The 16,131-nt window shown below is 72.9% G+C and carries 17 protein-coding genes; 8 read left to right on the top strand and 9 right to left on the bottom strand.

What is annotated here, in order from left to right; genetic code table 11:
- Nucleotides 1-327: 327 nt before the first annotated feature.
- Nucleotides 328-615 (bottom strand): hypothetical protein, encoded by a 288-nt coding sequence (locus tag V5P93_RS26005; RefSeq protein WP_104481109.1) that lies wholly within the window; start codon nucleotides 613-615, stop codon nucleotides 328-330.
- Nucleotides 616-751: 136 nt separating this feature from the next.
- The gene (locus tag V5P93_RS26000; protein ID WP_104481108.1) at nucleotides 752-1,501 is read right to left on the bottom strand and encodes a ZIP family metal transporter; all 750 of its coding nucleotides are present in this window, start codon (nucleotides 1,499-1,501) and stop codon (nucleotides 752-754) included.
- Nucleotides 1,502-2,046: 545 nt separating this feature from the next.
- Between V5P93_RS26000 and V5P93_RS25995 the strand changes: the two genes are divergently transcribed.
- The 3 genes from V5P93_RS25995 (at nucleotide 2,047) to V5P93_RS25985 (ending at nucleotide 4,451) form a co-directional block, all read left to right on the top strand.
- Nucleotides 2,047-2,988, top strand: a complete 942-nt coding sequence (locus V5P93_RS25995) for a nitroreductase (protein ID WP_104481107.1) — start codon at nucleotides 2,047-2,049, stop codon at nucleotides 2,986-2,988.
- Nucleotides 2,985-3,947, top strand: a complete 963-nt coding sequence (locus tag V5P93_RS25990) for a hypothetical protein (protein WP_181043678.1) — start codon at nucleotides 2,985-2,987, stop codon at nucleotides 3,945-3,947. The genes V5P93_RS25995 and V5P93_RS25990 overlap by 4 nt, the downstream gene beginning before the upstream one ends.
- Nucleotides 3,948-4,061: 114 nt before the next feature.
- Nucleotides 4,062-4,451 (top strand): hypothetical protein, encoded by a 390-nt coding sequence (locus V5P93_RS25985; protein WP_104481106.1) that lies wholly within the window; start codon nucleotides 4,062-4,064, stop codon nucleotides 4,449-4,451.
- Here the strand turns inward: V5P93_RS25985 and V5P93_RS25980 are convergent.
- The 4 genes from V5P93_RS25980 to V5P93_RS25965 all read right to left on the bottom strand — a co-directional run bounded on the left by V5P93_RS25980 (nucleotide 4,448) and on the right by V5P93_RS25965 (nucleotide 8,340).
- Entirely contained in the window at nucleotides 4,448-5,302 is an 855-nt protein-coding gene (locus tag V5P93_RS25980; RefSeq protein ID WP_104481105.1) for a GNAT family N-acetyltransferase, read from the bottom strand. The two genes, V5P93_RS25985 and V5P93_RS25980, sit on opposite strands and share 4 nt — an antisense overlap.
- A 64-nt stretch (nucleotides 5,303-5,366) precedes the next feature.
- Nucleotides 5,367-6,770 (bottom strand): alpha/beta hydrolase, encoded by a 1,404-nt coding sequence (locus tag V5P93_RS25975; RefSeq protein WP_104481104.1) that lies wholly within the window; start codon nucleotides 6,768-6,770, stop codon nucleotides 5,367-5,369.
- A 117-nt stretch (nucleotides 6,771-6,887) separates the two neighbouring features.
- Nucleotides 6,888-7,823 carry a hypothetical protein gene (locus V5P93_RS25970; protein ID WP_104481103.1) on the bottom strand — a complete coding sequence of 312 codons (936 nt, stop codon included), beginning with the start codon at nucleotides 7,821-7,823 and terminating at the stop codon, nucleotides 6,888-6,890.
- Between the two features lie 85 nt (nucleotides 7,824-7,908).
- On the bottom strand, nucleotides 7,909-8,340 hold the full coding sequence (locus tag V5P93_RS25965) for a hypothetical protein (protein ID WP_104481102.1): 432 nt from the start codon (nucleotides 8,338-8,340) through the stop codon (nucleotides 7,909-7,911).
- An 848-nt stretch (nucleotides 8,341-9,188) separates the two neighbouring features.
- On the opposite strand from V5P93_RS25965, the gene V5P93_RS25960 reads away from it, so the two are divergent.
- The 3 genes from V5P93_RS25960 to V5P93_RS25950 all read left to right on the top strand — a co-directional run bounded on the left by V5P93_RS25960 (nucleotide 9,189) and on the right by V5P93_RS25950 (nucleotide 12,644).
- Nucleotides 9,189-11,387 carry an MMPL family transporter gene (locus V5P93_RS25960; RefSeq protein ID WP_245931501.1) on the top strand — a complete coding sequence of 733 codons (2,199 nt, stop codon included), beginning with the start codon at nucleotides 9,189-9,191 and terminating at the stop codon, nucleotides 11,385-11,387.
- 66 nt (nucleotides 11,388-11,453) lie between these two features.
- Entirely contained in the window at nucleotides 11,454-12,272 is an 819-nt protein-coding gene (locus tag V5P93_RS25955) for an aldo/keto reductase (RefSeq protein ID WP_104481100.1), read from the top strand.
- Nucleotides 12,273-12,275: 3 nt separating this feature from the next.
- A complete protein-coding gene (locus V5P93_RS25950; RefSeq protein WP_146108196.1) occupies nucleotides 12,276-12,644 on the top strand; it encodes a DUF6368 family protein in 369 nt (122 codons plus the stop codon).
- Between the two features lie 33 nt (nucleotides 12,645-12,677).
- On the opposite strand, the gene V5P93_RS25945 is transcribed toward V5P93_RS25950, so the two are convergent.
- Complete coding sequence (locus V5P93_RS25945; protein ID WP_245931500.1) at nucleotides 12,678-13,427, bottom strand: NAD(P)H-binding protein; 750 nt, start codon at nucleotides 13,425-13,427, stop codon at nucleotides 12,678-12,680.
- A 130-nt stretch (nucleotides 13,428-13,557) separates the two neighbouring features.
- Between V5P93_RS25945 and V5P93_RS25940 the strand changes: the two genes are divergently transcribed.
- Nucleotides 13,558-14,454, top strand: a complete 897-nt coding sequence (locus V5P93_RS25940) for an AraC family transcriptional regulator (protein WP_342752297.1) — start codon at nucleotides 13,558-13,560, stop codon at nucleotides 14,452-14,454.
- Nucleotides 14,455-14,489: 35 nt separating this feature from the next.
- Entirely contained in the window at nucleotides 14,490-15,119 is a 630-nt protein-coding gene (locus tag V5P93_RS25935; RefSeq protein WP_104481097.1) for a LysE family translocator, read from the top strand.
- A 6-nt stretch (nucleotides 15,120-15,125) separates the two neighbouring features.
- Here the strand turns inward: V5P93_RS25935 and V5P93_RS25930 are convergent, their stop codons facing one another.
- A complete protein-coding gene (locus V5P93_RS25930; RefSeq protein ID WP_181043677.1) occupies nucleotides 15,126-15,269 on the bottom strand; it encodes a hypothetical protein in 144 nt (47 codons plus the stop codon).
- A 541-nt stretch (nucleotides 15,270-15,810) separates the two neighbouring features.
- Nucleotides 15,811-15,978, bottom strand: coding sequence for a hypothetical protein (locus V5P93_RS25925; protein ID WP_181043676.1), 168 nt, complete (start codon nucleotides 15,976-15,978; stop codon nucleotides 15,811-15,813).
- Nucleotides 15,979-16,131 lie beyond the last annotated feature (153 nt).

Genomic DNA, 16,131 nt, shown 5'->3' with positions numbered 1-16,131 from the left:
GGCGGCATACTGTGATCATCTCGCCGCCCGATTCGAGAGGCGACCGGATCCGAATGACCCGAGCCTCGCTGACTGGAAACATCCCCGCGGGTCGACCTGCGTTCCGCACTGCCTCCACTCGGGAAGCGCCAAACGCCCGAGGTGATTGCCAGTGTTCGAATCCGCCCGCCTGGTGAACGTCGCGGCGAAGGTGATCACGGTATGCCTCCAGCCCCCGGAATCAATTCTACCGGTGGGGACCGACGATTTCGGCCGGAGACGATCATGCCTGTGGACAACCGCGGGTCGCGCCGCGGTCTGGTGGCCGGGTGTTCGGCGTCCGGGTGTTCAGCGGTGGAACAGGACCGCGGCGTGGCCGGGGGCGCCCAGTTCCGTGTTGGGGGCCATGACGGCCGACGGTGCGCCGCCGCAGTCGGGGGCGGCGTAGAGGAGCGCTTGGCGGTTCGTCTGGTTGTCCAGGTGGTAAGTGCCTGGTTCGAGGCGGTAGCAGGTGTTGTCGTCTGGGTCGATGATGCCCGCGCCGCCGCTTGGTTCGTAGTAGACGAACAGACCCCTTGCCGCTGTCGCGGTCCCGGGGGCCGCGACTAGTGCGGATACGAGTACTGCCAACGTCATCAGTCGGGTTGTCCTCACTGCTTTCTTCTCCTCCTGTCACGGGCGCCGAACCGCCATCGACGGTATTCCCCGTGTCGCGCGCGCGGCACCACGGCGCACCCGATCGTGGGGGGCTCGTGGGGGTAAGGAAGCGGGGTCACGCCTGCGACAGCGCGAAGGCGGTAAGGAAACCGATCACGGTGATGAGGCCGATCCACAGGTGCGCGTCGGCGAACGCCTCCGGGATCATGGTGTCGGCGATCATCGCCAGGATCGCCCCGCCCGCCGACGCGGTGATGCCCGCCAGCAGGCCGGGTGGCGCGTCGCCGAGCGCGCCGTAGCCGAGCATCGCCGCCGCGCCGCTGATGACCGCGATGCCGCCCCACAACCCGAAGACGTAGCGCGGGTCCCGGCCCGCCCGGCGCATGCCCGCCGCGCTGGACAGGCCCTCCGGCACGTTGCTGATGAACACGGCCGCGACGGTGACGGCGCTGACCGTGCCGCCGCCGAGCAGGCTCGTGCCGATCACAATGGACTCCGGTATCCCGTCGAGCAGCGCCCCGAACGCCATCGCCGTGCCCGAACCGGCCTGCTCCCGCTCCGACGGCTGCTGCCCGCCCGAGCGCTTCCGGTGCCGCGCGCCCCGCCGCGCCAACCACACGTCGGCCAGCGTGTAGACCACCGCGCCGCCGACCGCGCCGATGGTGGTCGGCACCATGCCGCCCTGCTCGTGCGCCTCGCCGATCAGCTCGAAGGACACCGCCGACAGCAGCACGCCGCTGCCGAAGGCCATCACCGCCGCCACCACCGGCGGACGCACCCGCGCGAAGAACCCCACCGCCGCGCCCAGCACCAGCGCGGACCCGGCGAGCAGCCCCCACCCGCCCGCGACCAGGATCTCAGCCACCGCACCTCCTAGCGTCGCCCGACCCCGTGGCGATACCCACCCCGGGGCGCGGGCAACGCCCCGCCGTGGATTTCACCCCGGGAACAGTAGCCGTCGGTGCCTTCTCCAGGCCGCCTCCCGGCCGCGGGAAATGATCACGGTATGCCTCCGGCCCCCGGAATCAATTCTCCCGGCCGGGACTGACAATTCCGGCCGGAGACGATCATGCCTGTGGACAACTCGCCGGGGTGGTGACGTCCGGGGGTGCGCGGTGGCCGTGCGGACTGTTGGGTCGTATGGCCGTTGGCTCGTCCTGCGCCCAGGCGGTCCTAAGAACTCCAGGTTGGGGAGCCTCGACCCGTGCCGCTGCTTGGCCACTTGTCGTGCGGTCGCGGGCCCCGAACGGTCGGCGGGTGAATCCCACCCCGAGTGCGAGTGGGTCGCGGCACCTGCTCGTCGTTGTCCGGCAGGGGGTGTGAGGTCGAAGGTCCCGCCGGGGGGAGGCCCCGGGGCGGTGTCGACCACGGGTACCGGCGGGGCAACCTGGGAGTGACGAAAGGACGGCCATGCCCACGGACTCCGAAGTGGACCAGGTGATCCACCGGGCGCTGGCGGCCGCGACCCGCGCGCCGTCGGTGCACAACTCCCAGCCGTGGCGGTTCGCGCGGCGCGGGCGCGTCATCGAGGTGTGGCTGGACCGGGACCGGGTGCTGGCCGTGGTCGACCCCCACGGCCACGAGGCCCGCCTCTCCTGCGGCGCCGCCCTTTACACCCTGCGCCTCGCGCTCGCCGTCGACGGGTTCGCGGCCCGGGTCCGGGTGCGGCCCGACGGGGAGCGGGACGACCTGCTCGCGGAGGTCGAGTTGGACGTGCGGCACCGGCCCACCGAACAGGAGCGGACCCTCGCCGCCGCCGTCCCGCGCAGGCACACCAATCGCAGGCCGTTCCTCGACCGGGCCGTGCCCGAGCGGCTGCGGGTGCCGTTGGCGCGGGCCGCTGCGGCCGAGGGGGCGCGGCTCGTGCTCGTCGACCGGCCCGAGCTGTTCACCCCCGTCGCCGACCTGATCCGTCGGGCCGACCGGGTGCAGAGCGGCGACCCCGCCTACCGCGCCGAGCTGCGGTCTTGGTTGGCTGGGCCCGGCCGCGCGGACGGTGTCCCCGCGTCGGCGCTGGGGCGCTCCCCGACCCCGGGCGGTCTCGTCGCACTACGCGACTTCGGCGCGCCCGAGGCCGACTTCGAGCGGGTACCGCTGCTCGCGGTGCTCACCACCCTCGGCGACACCCCGGCCGACCAGGTGGTGGCCGGGCAGGCCATGCAGCGCGTGCTGCTGACCGCCACCGCCTCCGGGCTCGCGGTGTCGCCGCTGTCCCAGCCGGTCGAGGTACCCACCACTAGACGCGCGCTCGGCGCCCTGGTAGGTGGGATGGTGCACACAGTCCTGAGGATCGGCTACGGGCACGTGGGCAGTCCCACGCGGCGCCGGGCGGTGGAGGAGGTGGCCGGGTGAGTCCGGCGGAGCAGTGGACGCAGTCCGAGGTCGCGGTCCTGGCCGCCGCCACGAGCCGGGCGCCGTCGGTGCACAACACCCAGCCGTGGCGGCTGGAGCTGCGCGACCGCGCCGGGTCGGTGCTCGAACGCGTCGACATCGCCCTGCCCCGGCACGACCCGCTGGGCCGCGACCGCATGCTCTCCTGCGGCGCCGCGCTGACCAACCTGCGCCTCGCCGTCCGGTCGCTGGGCTGGACGTCCCGGTGGTCCGCGTTCCCCGACCCGACGCGCCGCGACGTGGTCGGCACCGTCACCGCGGCCGGGCGGGCGGCACCCGACGAGGCCGACCATGCGCGGTTCCGGGCCATCCGGTCGCGCCGCGCCCACCCCGCGCCGTTCGCGCCCGAGCCGGTCGACACCGCGCTGCCGGGCGAGCTGGCCCGCGGGTGCGACGTGCCGGACGTGACCGTGCGGGTGGTGCCGACCGAGGCCGTGGGCGACCTGGCGCAGTTGCTGCTGCGCAGCGCCCAGGTACTCCGCGACGACCGCGCCTACCAGCGGGAGCTCGCCGCGTGGACCGCGCCGGGCACATCGGCCGGGCCGGGCGCGCGACCCATGACCAGGGCGCCGGACAACCGGCTGCCCGACGAGGAGATCCTGATCCAGCGCCTGGCCGCCGAGTCGCACCTGGTCGTCGCCACACCGACCGACACGCGGCTGGACCACCTGCGCGCGGGCATGGCACTGGCGCACGCCTGGCTCGGCGCGACCGCCCACGCCCTCACGGGCTCCGCGATCACGCAGCCACTGCATGTCCTGGAATCACGGTCCAGGCTCGCCGAGATCCTGGGCCTGCCCGGGTACGCGCAGGCCCTGCTCCGCCTGGGCCACCCGATCGAGCGAACGACGCCGAGCGCCCGCCGCCCCTTCAACTCGCTGATCATGCTCCGCGAACCCGAGGGCACCTGGCAGGGCTAGCGCCCGGTCGACAGCCCCGGCGCGCTTTCCCACGTCCGTGTCACGGTGGGCGGGCGGGCATGAGATGCTTCGGCCGCTAGATTCCTGACCCAGTTCGACGCGGGGAGCGGCACCGTGGCCACATGGACCGACGTGATCAACTACGTGCGGACCCGCTACGAGGTCCTGCAGGACACCGACGGCTGGCTCCGGTTCCGGCTGGACACCGAGGGGGAGCGCTCCCAGCAGGTCGCCGTGCACCACATCACCGCCGAGGACGGCGACTGGGTGGAGATCTCCTCGCCGGTGGGCCGCGCCGACGACATCGACCTGCGCGCCCTGCTGACCGCCGCCGCGACCGACCCGATCGGCGCCGCCGCCGTGGTCGACGGGGTCGCGCTGCTCAAGCACGCCGCGCCGCTGGCCGACCGGGGCGTCGGCGTCGAGTTCGGCGGCCCGCTCACCCGCCTGGTCACCCGCGCGGACGCCCTGGAGCGGGAACTGACCAGCGCGGACGCCTTCTAGCCCAGCTCCAGGCTCGTCACGCCGTAGACCCCGGCCAGGTCCACCGCCGGTGCGGGGCCGGTGTACATCCGCGCCGCCTCGAAGGTCGGCGCGAACCCCAGGTCGGCCATCAGCCGGGTCGCCGCCGCGTTCGCGTCCGGCACGTCCACCGCCAGCGGCCCACCGTCGGACACCGCGCGCAGCAGCGCCGCCGCGACGCCGGGGGAGTCCGCGTAGAGCGGTCCGACGCGCGACGCGGCGCGGCTGTCCCGGCGCACCGCGAACCCGCACAGCTCGCCGTCGCGCACCGCGACCCGCGCCGTCCGGCCGCCCAGGCCGACCCAGCCCGCGAGGAACGCGTCCCTGGCCTCGGGGAAGAACTTCCGGTCATAGCCCGCGATCCGGTCGAAGGCGACGGACCGGGCGTCCACGATCGCCACCGGGTCCCCAGCGGAGCCCTCGACGTCGGAAACCGGGAGGACGCCCTCGTACCGCACGTTGTTCCACGCCCGCGCGAACCCGGACTCGCGGTAGTTGTCCTGCTGGTCCACGACCCCGTCGAGCCCGACGAGCCGACCCGAGAGCCGCGCCATCCCCGCCCGCCACACCTGGATCCCGAAGCCCTGACCGCGCCACCGCGGCCGGGCGATGTAGTAGCCGATGAACCCGAACCCGGCGCCGTAGCGGATCGCCGAGATGCACGCGATCGGCTCACCCCCGAGCCGCCCCACCAGGAAACCGCCCGGGTCGGCCGGGGCGAACGCCGCGGGATCGGCCAGCCCCGGGTTCCACCGCTCCTCAGCCGCCCACTCGGCGATCAGCCGAACCTCGTCGGCACTCGCCGACCCGATCTCGAAGTCACCACCGGCCACCCGCCGACCCTCGCACGCGGCGGGACCGGCGGGTGGCGGGGACACCCGCGCAACCGGGTGATCTTCAGCAGGTGGCGTCGCGGTGCGTGCCGTCGACGAGGAACGCGGTCACCGCCGCGTCACCGCAGGCGTTGCCGTTGGCCAGGTACGCGCCGTGGCCACCCGAGTCCACGCTCACCATCCGCGCCCGGTGCCCGAACGCCGCGCGCATCCGCAGTGCGCCCGAGTACGGGGTGTTCGGGTCGCGCCGGTTCTGCGCCAGCAGCACGTTCTCCGGTCCGCGCGACGAGATGACCACCGGGTCGCCCGCCGGGTACGGCCAGAACGAGCACGCCCAGATGTTGGCGGGCATGCCGCCGGTCAAGGGGTACTCGGTCCGGTCGCGCGCCACCGCCGCGGCGTGGGCCTCGACCGACCGCGGCCAGCGCACGTCGTTGCACGCCGTCGCGGCGCCCACCGCCACGATCCGCTGGAACGCCTCCGGGCTGGGGACCGGCAGCGGCGGGGTCGGGTCGCCGCGCAGCACGGTCGCGGCGAGCGGGAAGGACGCGTCGCTCTGCAGCGAGGTGAACACGATGCTGCGCAGCAGGGCCCCGGACAGGTCCGGACGCGGGTTGTGGTCGAGGGTCTCGGCCACGGCCAGGTAGTGGCGGGTGACCGCGTCCGGGGTCGCGCCCAGGTGGTACTCGGCGTCGCGCGCCGCGGCCCACGCGGCGAAGTCGGGGAACCGGTCCCGCGCGCCCACCGCGAAGTTGGCCGCCCAACCGCGCGCGACCCGGCTCGGGTCCGGGTCGCCGCTGCTGTCCAGCACGACCCGGTCGGTGCGGTCGGGGAACAGCGTCGCGTGGACCGCGGCCGGGTAGGTGCCGTACGAGACACCCCAGGAGGACAGCGTCCGCTCACCGAGCGCTTGGCGGATCCGATCGATGTCCATCGCCTCCGTGCGGCTGCTGATGTGCCGGAGGAGGTCGCCGCCGTTGCGCGCGCAGGCGTCCGCGATCCGCTTGGCCTTGGCCACGTTGCCGGAGATGTCGCCGTCGGGACCGGGCCACGGGGAGAACAGCGCGGCTTCCGCGTCCGGGCCGGTGACCCCGCAGGACGCCGGGGTGCTGCGGCCCGTGCCGCGCGGGTCGAAGCCGACGATGTCGTAGCGGTCGAGGACCGGCCGGGGCAGGCGCAGGCCGAGGGTGGTGGGGCGGGTCAGGCCGGGGTTGCCGGGGCCGGTCGGGATCAGCAGGAGCACGCCGCGGCGCAGGTCCGGGCGCGCGGTCCGGATCCGGGACACCGCCAGGGATATCCGGGGACCGCCGGGGTCCCGGTAGTCCAGGGGGACCTGGAGGGTGGCGCACTCCTGGAGCGGGGCGTCGACGCACGTGGTCCAAGTCGGTGTCGTGGCCGCGTGCGCCGGGGTCGTGGTGACGCAGGCGGCCAGTCCGAGCACCGCCAGTACCTGAAGTGGTTTGCGCATGATCGGAAGCGTTTCGCCCGTGGGGGTGGGCGGGCCATCCGGCAGACCGGAGGGACCGGTGTCGGGATGGCCTCACCGCCGATCGGGGCCGCGTGCTATCCGCGCACCGAGCACCGGCTACGGCTTGGCCGGGAGCTTGGGCCACAGCCGTTCCGCGACCGCCGCCGCCTTCTCGCAGGAGGTGAGATCCGGGGTCCGGACGGCGACCGTGGCCAGCTCCCGGTAGCGGATCTGGGCGGTCCGGAGCTGCTCGGTGATCATCGAGCACACGACGGAGAAGTGCTTGGCGGTCACCCGGCCCGCGATGTCCTGGCGGAGCTCCTGGGGGTAGGTCCACTCCAGGTCCGAGCCGCCGCCGAAGCGGACCTCGAGGGTGGTTCCGCCGTCGGCGGACGCGAGTGAGCACACGTGGCGCGCGGGTGCCGAACGGCGCTTGGCGCCCGCGAGGGCGGGCAGCGGCGCCAGGACGTCGTCGGTGAGCAGCGGACACGGGTCGACCGCGGCGAGCGAGCCGGGGCGGCGGTTCATCCGGGCGATGGGCTTGCCGCTGACCAGGCGCCGCGCGAAGACGCCCGCGACGGTGTTGGCGACCTCGCAGCTCCGGTTCTCCTCGGCGTTCGTGACCAGGACCCGGAACACCGGGCCGCCGGCGAAGGCCAACAGCTGCTCGCAGTCGCGCGGCGTCTGCGCACGGGTCGTCTGCGCGATCCCGCCGGGCAGCTCGCGGTACCGCTCGGTGCCCCGCGAGGGTGGGAGTTCGCTGGTCAGATCGCCGATGCTGACCGTCATGGGGTCGTCCGGGTCGGGCGCGGCGACCCGGTAGGCGCAGTTGTCCAGGTTCTCGGCGTCGACGACCATGGGCGCGCCGTACGGCATCAGGTCGGTGAGGGTGACCAGGTCGCAGGCGTCGAAGGTGGCGAGGTCGCCGAGCACGTCCGCGGTGACCGGGGCCATCGTCGCGGGGTCGGGCACGGCCAGGCCCGACACCTCGCACCCCGATAACGACAGGGTGGCGCAAAGCACCGAAATCGCCACGAGCGCGCGCTTGGTCATCGGACCCCCAGTACTCGACCGGCGTCCGCTCGCCGGTCGGCACAGTGTGCACCACGCACTGTCGCTTGAGGACTCGGGACCGGGATCAGCTCGGGCAGGAGTGCAGGAACCGGGCGATGAGGTCGGCGTCCACCTTGTCCTTGGGGCGGTCGCTGGCGCGCTTCCAGGCGTAGACCTTGTCCAGGGCGACGAACCGGAAGCCGTCGATGAGGTCGGCGGAGTCGATGAGCTCGTCGGTGTCGAAGACGGGGTCCAGCCACCGGTCGAAGATCTCGATGGCGGAGCCCGGCGGGCGCACCACCAGCCCGGTGCCCGAGGACGCGCCCGCGGGTTCGGCCAGCGCGGCGGCGCGCTGCCAGGCCGCGCCCCTGGCGATGACGTCGAGGTCGCCGATGGCGTCGCGGATGCCCCAGGCCAGCAGCGGTCCGCTGCCGAAGATCGCGTGGTCGGCGTCGGGCAGCGCGAGGTCCGCCAAGCGCCGCAGCAGCGGGTGGGTTCTCAGCTCGGGACGCGACATCGGTGGCACGGCTCCAGGTGGCGAGGGGGTGGTCCGCACCTGCCCCCAATCGGTGACCACCGTGCCGACGGTGACCGCCCCGCGGCCACTGACCCGACACCGTACGCGACCCCGTCCGCGCTCCTCGCACCCGCTCGCCGATGTCCAGGAATTGTCCTAAAGAGACGTTTGGCTGTGCGAATGACCCGGCTGGGTGGTGAATCGCCGGGTAGTGGCGGTATCCGTCGGGTGGTGGCCACACGACCGGGTGATAGTCGAGGGCTGCTCAGTTCGGTCCATAGTGGATGGTGGCGAGCGGTCGGTCGCGATCCGGTCGGGGCGTTGCCCGTGGTCCGGCGGCGCTTGGCCGGATGGCATCGGTCGAGTTCACGGGCGCGTTGCTCGTCCGTCTGTCCGTGGCGGGTCGGGGTGTTCGACCGGGTTGCCCGGCGGGATCCGGCCGGTCGTGCGCGGACCCGGGTGTCGAGCGGGCTCGGGGTGACCTCCAAGCAGCCCGCGCCCCGTAGCCCCCGTCGATCCATCCCGGGGCTCTGCGACCGATCACCAAGCACGGCCTCGTGGACACCCGGCGCCGGCGGCGGGGCCGTGCCCGTTGAGAGGTGGTACTCGCCGTTCGTGGCGTGGGAGAACTCTTGGGAGGCGTAGTGGCGGCGATCGTCAGGTAGTCGTCGTCGGAGTCGTGGGGTGCCGCGATGTCGTCCGCCGAGCGGACATCGACGGTGTCGGTCGTGTGATCCTCCCTTGTCTCCCCGCGGGCGCGGTGAACTCGGTCCTCTTGGCTGCCGGGGTGTGGCGGGGCGCGGGCGGGTAGTGCTAACTTTTCTTGGCAGGTGCCAAGGAGAGTTTCCATGGGGGAGAGTATGTCGTCGGTCGGTGCGGACAGGGTCGCGTTGGTGGAGCGGATAGCCGCGTGGTCGGTGCGCAACCGGTGGCGGGCCATCGGTGGGTGGTTGGTGTTCGTCGTGGTGACCGTCGCCCTGAGCGTCCTCGTCCAGGGGGCGGACGCCCGTGCGACCGATCCGGGGGAGTCGGGGCGCGCGCAAACCACCCTTGACGCGCAAGGGAGTTACGACGCGATCCGCGAGAACGTGTTGGTGCAGGCCAGGGCGCCGGGCGGCGCCTTCGTCGACAGCCCACCGTTGCGCGCGGCGGCGGATGACCTGGTGAACTCCTTGCGCGCCAGGGAGAACGCGGTCGCGGAGGTCCGGTCGCCCACGGCGCCGGACGGCGGGGACCTGATCAGCGCGGACGGGCGGTCGGCGCTGGTCGCCTTCCGGGTGGCCGAGCCGGTCGAGCGGGTTCGGGCGAACTTCGCGGGTGCCGCCGCGGTCGTCGACGCGGTCGCCGCGCGTCACCCGGACGTGCGGGTGGTCATGGCGGGTGATCGCAGCCTCACCAGTGCCGTTGACGCTACTGTCAAAGCGGACCTGGCGCGTTCTCATCTGCTGTCGGCACCGGTGGTCGTGCTGATCCTGGTGGTGGTGTTCGGCTCGCTCGTGGCGGTGGGCATCCCGGTGCTGCTCACGGTGACCGGGCTCGCCGCGACGTTCTCGCTGCTGGCGCTGATCGGCAAGGTCATGCCGATCAACAGCGCGTCGTCGTCGCTGATCCTGCTGATCGGCATCGCGATCGGCGTGGACTACTCGCTGTTCTCCCTGCGCCGGTACCGGGAGGAGCGCCACGCGGGCCGCGACCGCGACGCGGCGCTGCGGATCACCGCCCGCACCTCCGGGCACGTGGTCGTGGTGTCCGGGCTGACGGTCGTGCTCTGCCTGGTGGGGCTGCTGATCACCGGGCTGGACGCGTTCCGCGGCGCCACCGTGGCCACCGCGGTGGTCGTCGGCGTCTCGGTCACGGGCGCGGTCGTCGTGCTGCCCGCGATCCTGTCGCTGCTCGGCGACCGGGTGGACCGGTGGCGCGTGCCGTTCCTCGGGCGCGGCCGGGTCGCGGCGCGGGAATCGCGGGTGTGGTCGCGGATCGCGCACCGGGTGGTCCGGCGTCCGCTGCTCCTCGGCGGCGCGGCCGTGGCGGTGCTCGTGGTGCTCGCGTTGCCCGCCTTGGGAATGCGGCTCCAGGACGCGGCCGTGGTCAACAGCCTGCCGCGCGAGGTCGCGGCGGTCGACAACGCGATCCGGCTGCAGGAGGCGTTCCCCGGGTCCGCGGCGCCGACGCGGGTGGTGGTGTGGAACCGGGACGGTTCACCCGTCGACTCCCCGCGGCTGCGGGAAGCCGTGGCGGAGCTGCGTTCGTGCGCCGGTGCCGACCAGCCGATCCACGAACCGATCGCGGTGGCCGCGGTCGACCGCGCCCTCGTCATCCGGGTGCCGGTCTCCGGCTCCGGCACCGACGACACCACCGTCCGCGCGCTGGAACGACTTCGCGCGGAACTGTTGCCCGCCACCATCGGTCGCGTGGACGGCGTGGACTTCGCCGTCGGCGGGAAGGCCGCCCAGACCCACGACTTCACCGAACGCGTCGCGGAGCGGACGCCGTGGGTCTTCGCGTTCGTCCTGGTGCTGGCCTTCGCCTTGCTGGCCGCGGTGTTCCGCTCGGTGGCCATCTCGCTGGTGTCCATTGTGCTCAACCTGCTGGCCATCGCGGCGGCCTGCGGTGTGGTAACCTGGATCTTCCAGGACGGGAACCTCAGCGCACTCCTCGGCTTCACGCCGTACGGCGGTGTGATGGACTGGCTGCCGCTGTTCGTCTTCGTGGTCCTCTTCGGACTGAGCATGGATTACCACATCTTCATCCTCAGCCGAATCCGCGAACGCCTCGGCACCGGTGATCTGTTGCGCGCCGCCATCGTCGGCGGGATCGAGAGCAGCGCGGGTGTGGTCACCAGCGCGGCCGTCATCATGACCGCGGTCTTCGCCGTGTTCGTCACCCTGACCTCCATCGAGAACAAGCAACTCGGTGTGGGCATGGGCATGGCCGTCATCCTCGACGCCACCATCGTGCGCGGGGTGCTGCTGCCCGCCACCCTGTCGCTGCTCGGCGACGGGGCGTGGAAGCGCGCCCTTCGCCGGAAAGCGGGCACGGCGGTGTAGTGGAGACCGGCGACGGCACGGGGTTTCGGTTGCTACAGTCGCGCCGAGTCGACTGGGGGTTGGCGGATGAGCGCGTTCGCGATCGGTGGGGAGCACCGCGTCCGGCGGATGGGGTTCGGGGCGATGCACCTGTCCCGGGCCGAGACCGGGAGGGACGACGCGGTCGCGGTGCTGCGGAAGGCGGTCGAGCTCGGCGTCGTCCTCGTGGACACCGCGCACCTCTACGGGTGGGGTGCCAACGAGGAGCTGATCGCCGAGGCACTGCACCCGTACCCCGAGGGGCTGCTCATCGCGACCAAGGTCGGGGTCCGGCGGGTGGACGCGCCACGAGAGGCGGAGCTGTGCGGGCGCCCCGAGTTCCTGCGCGCGCAGGTGGACGAGGGCCTGCGCGGGCTTCGGCTCGACCGCGTGGACCTGCTCCAACTGCACCGCGTCGATCCCGAGGTCCCGCTGGAGGAGCAGGTGGGGGCGCTCGCCGAGCTGCGGGACGCGGGCAAGATCGGGCACATCGAGCTGTCCGAGGTGACCGTGGAGCAGCTGGCGCGAGCGCGGCGGGTCACCGAGATCGCGAGCGTGCAGAACCGCTACAACCTGCTCGACCGCGAGCACGACCCCGTACTCGACGCCTGCGCCGCCGCCGGGATCGCGTTCCTGCCGTGGCGCCCCGTGCACCCGGCCACCGCCGCGAGCGACGGCGCGGTCGCGGCGGTGGCGGCCGAGCTGGGCGCGACCCGGGCCCAGGTCGCGCTCGCCTGGCTGCTCGACCGCGCCCCCGTCGTGCTGCCGATCCCCGGCACAACCGCACTCCGCCACCTGGCCGAGAACGTCGCCGCCACGACCCTGCGGCTCGACGCGGACCAGCGGCACCGGCTCAGCCGGGGGTAGCGGATGGGACCATCGGTGGGGCTGTGGGTGCACCGGCCGTATTCGGTGGACGACCTGCTGTGCTGGATGGAGACCTTCTGCGACTTCGCCACCGGTGGGGACTTCCGGTGGCGGGGTGACCACTCCAGCCACCTGTCGTCGATGAACATCGAGGACGACACGGAGTACTTCGACGACGAGATCGACCACACGGTCGTGCGGGCGGAACGGCCGCACTCGTGCCTGACGATCGGGGCGTACTCGTCGGCGAAGGTGAACCACCACGTCGTGGCGCGGGTCGCGGTAGCGTTGGCTTTTCGACTGGACGCGTTGATCGACTTCGACGGGTTGCTCCCCGCCGCCGCGGCGACGGTGGGGGCGGGGAATTCCTGACGGCCTGGCTAGCGCACCCGGAGTTCAGGTTGGTCAGGTAGCCCACGCGGTTCGGGTGAAGGTGGTGAAGTCGAGGGGTGGGCGGCCCAGGGCTCGGTGCACGCCGTCGGAGATGGGGGTTTCCAGGTCGTGTCTGATGGGGCTGATGACGGCGGCGTAGTCGCTCGCTTCCGCGGGGGACCAGCCTTCGGTTACCAGTTCCGCGATGAACTCCTCCTCCGACAGCGGCACGTAGCGCACTGTGCGTCCGGTGGCTCGCGAGATCTCCGCGGTCACCTCGTCGAAGGTCAAGGCGTGGGGGCCGGATAGTTCGTAGGTTTGGCCGTGGTGGGTGTCCTCGGTGAGGGCCGCGACGGCGACGGCGGCGATGTCCTCGGCGTCGACGTAGGGCACGGCGCCCTTGCCCGCGGGGAGTCGGATCTCGCCCGCGAGCACGGCGTCGCGGAAGAAGCCCTCGGTGAAGTTCTGGGCGAACCAGGTCGGCCGGACGATCGTCCACTCCAGACCACTCGCGCGGACGGCGGCCTCGCCGTCGACGTGGACGTGAGCCATCGGGCTCTCGAGGTCGGCGTAGCCGGGCACGTCGACGCCGCGTCCCGAGAGCAGCACGACGCGGCGGACGCCGGTCTCCAGGCAGCGGCGGATGAACGGGCGCGTTGTCGGTTCGGTCTCGTGCGGCACGACGAAAACGCTTGCTACGCCGTCGAGCGCGGCGTCCCAGGTGTTGGGCGCGGTCCAGTCGAACGGCGGAGTGCCCGAGCGGGAGCCCACGCGTACCGGCACACCGGCGGCCGTGAGCTGTTGAACGACCCGACGGCCCGTCTTGCCCGTCCCTCCCGTGACAAGGATTTGACTCATACGCAGAGTCAAGCCCTCCCGCGCCACACGGACCATGTTCGAGGCGCTCGGGTAGATGTCTCAGACTCTCTATCTTGGCGGTATGGACTCTCTTACCGACCTGCTCGACGGTGTGCGCGCCCGGGCGGCTCTGGTTACCCGGATCGGTCTTGCGCCGGATTGGTCGGTGCGCTTCACGGGCGGTGCGCAGCTCACGTTGGTCAGTGCGCTAGGAGGGCGTGCGTGGGTGGTCACGGCAGGGGAGACCGTATCGATCGAAACCGGTGACGTAGTGGTCATTCGCGGACCGGAGCCGTACACGGTGGCGGAACAGCCGGATACGCCACCGTCACGCGTGATAACCAGTGACGACTTCTGTGTCCGCGCCTGCGGCCCGGAGCCGAGGACGTGCGGTGACCCTGAGGGGGAGACCGTCCTGCTCAGCGGTGCCTACGAAGGACGCGCGGGTGTCGGCGAGCGGTTGTTGACGGCGCTGCCGGACGTCGTAGTGGTCCGTGGCACGCGGGATCCGGTGTTCGACCACGCGGCCGCTGCGGCCTCCGTGGACCGACCCGGGCAGCAGGCCGTACTGGACCGGTTACTGGACTTGGCGCTCATCTCGACCCTCCGAACGTGGTTTGACGGTCAGGAAGCGCGACCGGTGGACCCGCTCGTGGCCAAGGCGTTGCGGTTGCTGCACAACGACCCCGCTCGCGCGTGGACCGTCGCCGCGCTCGCCGCGGAGACCGGCACGTCCCGAGCCGTCCTGGCGCGGCGGTTCACCGCGGCGGTGGGACGGCCGCCGATGGCGCACCTGGCCGAGTGGCGCGTCGAGCGGGCCGCCGACCTGCTCCGCGAGACGGACGCGACGGTGGCGGCCATCGCCGGGAAAGTGGGGTACGCCAACGCCTTCGCGCTCAGCGCCGCGTTCAAGCGCCGACGCGGCGTGACACCGTCCGAGTACCGGGCGTGACATTTTTGTCGGTCCCCGCTGCTACCGTCGGAACCATGCTCACCGCACTGCTCACCTTCGCGGGCGTGGCCCTGCTCGCGACCTCGATCCCCGGCCCGGACACGGCCGTGGTCATCAAGAACTCCCTGGGCCGCGGGCGCCGCTCCGCGCTCGCCACGGCGGCCGGGTGCAGCACCGGCCAGATCGGTTGGGGGCTCGCCTCGATCGCGGGGATCTCGGCGGTGCTCGCCGCCTCGGTCGTCGCGTTCACCGTGCTGAAGTGGATCGGCGCGCTCTACCTGTGCTACCTCGGTTTCCGTGCGCTGCTGAGCGCGGCCCGCAAGGGGGAGCCGGTGGCGGCGTCGGCCACCGCGTCGGCGGGGCCCGCGCGCGTGCTCGCCTCGTACCGGGACGGGCTGCTCACCAACTCCTTGAACCCGAAGACCGCGCTGTTCATGTCGGCGCTCTTACCGCAGTTCACCAACCCGGGCGATCCGGCCTGGGTCCCGTTCGCCTTGGTCGCGATCACGGCCGTGGTCAGCTTCGCCTGCATGAGCGCGTACGCGTTGGTGTTCACCAAACTCGGCGACGTCCTGCGCAGGCCCGCCGTGCGTCGGACGGTCGACGGGACCCTCGGCGGTGTCCTCGTCAGCTTCGGGGTGGGGTTGGCCTTCAGCAGGCAGTGAAACCGGTCAGTGGTCGCCGTCGGCGAGGAAGGCGGTGGCCCGGTCGGTGATCCGGTGGGCGTCGACGGCGTCGGCCCACTGCTTGACGGCCTCGACCCGGGCGCGGGCGGGCGCGGCCTCGCCGCGTGCGCGCGCCAGGTCGGCGAGCATGAGGGGCTGGGCGAGCGAGCCCGCGCGGGCGGCGCGGTCGAGGAGGGTGCGGGCGGTCTTGGGATGGCCGTTGGCGTGGGCCTGCGCCGAGCCTGCAGAGGGACTCGCACAGCGGCGCGTCGTCGCCGTGCCGCTCGGCGGCCCCGACCGCCCGCCAGTAGTGGGCGGCCGCCGCGTCGGGGTCGCGGGTGATGGTGTCGGCGAGCCTTCCCAGGAGGAACTCGGTCCAGCCGCGGTGCGCGTCGTCCGGCGCGGTGTCGCGCGGCGCGGTGGCCTGGTCGAGCAGCGCCGCGCCGGTGGTCGGGTCGGGGTCGTGGCGCAGCCGCGGGTAGCGCAGATCCCACGAGGCCCGCGGGTCACCGGCCGCCCCGATGACGGCTCGGTGGCACGCACCACGTCCTCCGGGGTCGTTCGGTCGAGGCGCCGGTCGCGGTCCAGGTGGGCCTCGACGCGCGGCAGCGCGATCGCCGTCCGCCATGTCAAGCAGCGCGTCGGCCTCGGTATGGGGCGAGGGCCAGCGCGCTGGCCGACCGCCTCGGCCTCACTCGGGGGCGCCCTGTTCGCGCGGCTGGCGTCCTGGGAGGACCGGGGCCTGAGCACCCGCGAGCCGCACCCCGCCGACCGCCGCCGGGGCCGGGTGCGGCTCACCCCGGCGGGCGTCGCCGCGCTCGACGCCCGGTTCGACGTGGAGGGCACGGCCGAGCGGCACCTGCTCTCGAGGCTCACCGAGCGCGAAACCCGAACCCTCGCCGACCTCCTCGCAAACTCGTGCTCACCGCCGAGCACGGACCGGGTCCGGCGTCCCGCCTGCGCTACATCTCGAGCCAGTGCCGTCGCGGAGGTCCCTGGCTCGCCACCACCG

The sequence above is a fragment of the Actinokineospora auranticolor genome, assembly GCF_041897805.1.
Classification (GTDB): domain Bacteria; phylum Actinomycetota; class Actinomycetes; order Mycobacteriales; family Pseudonocardiaceae; genus Actinokineospora; species Actinokineospora auranticolor.
This window is presented reverse-complemented; position numbering and strand designations above follow the sequence as displayed.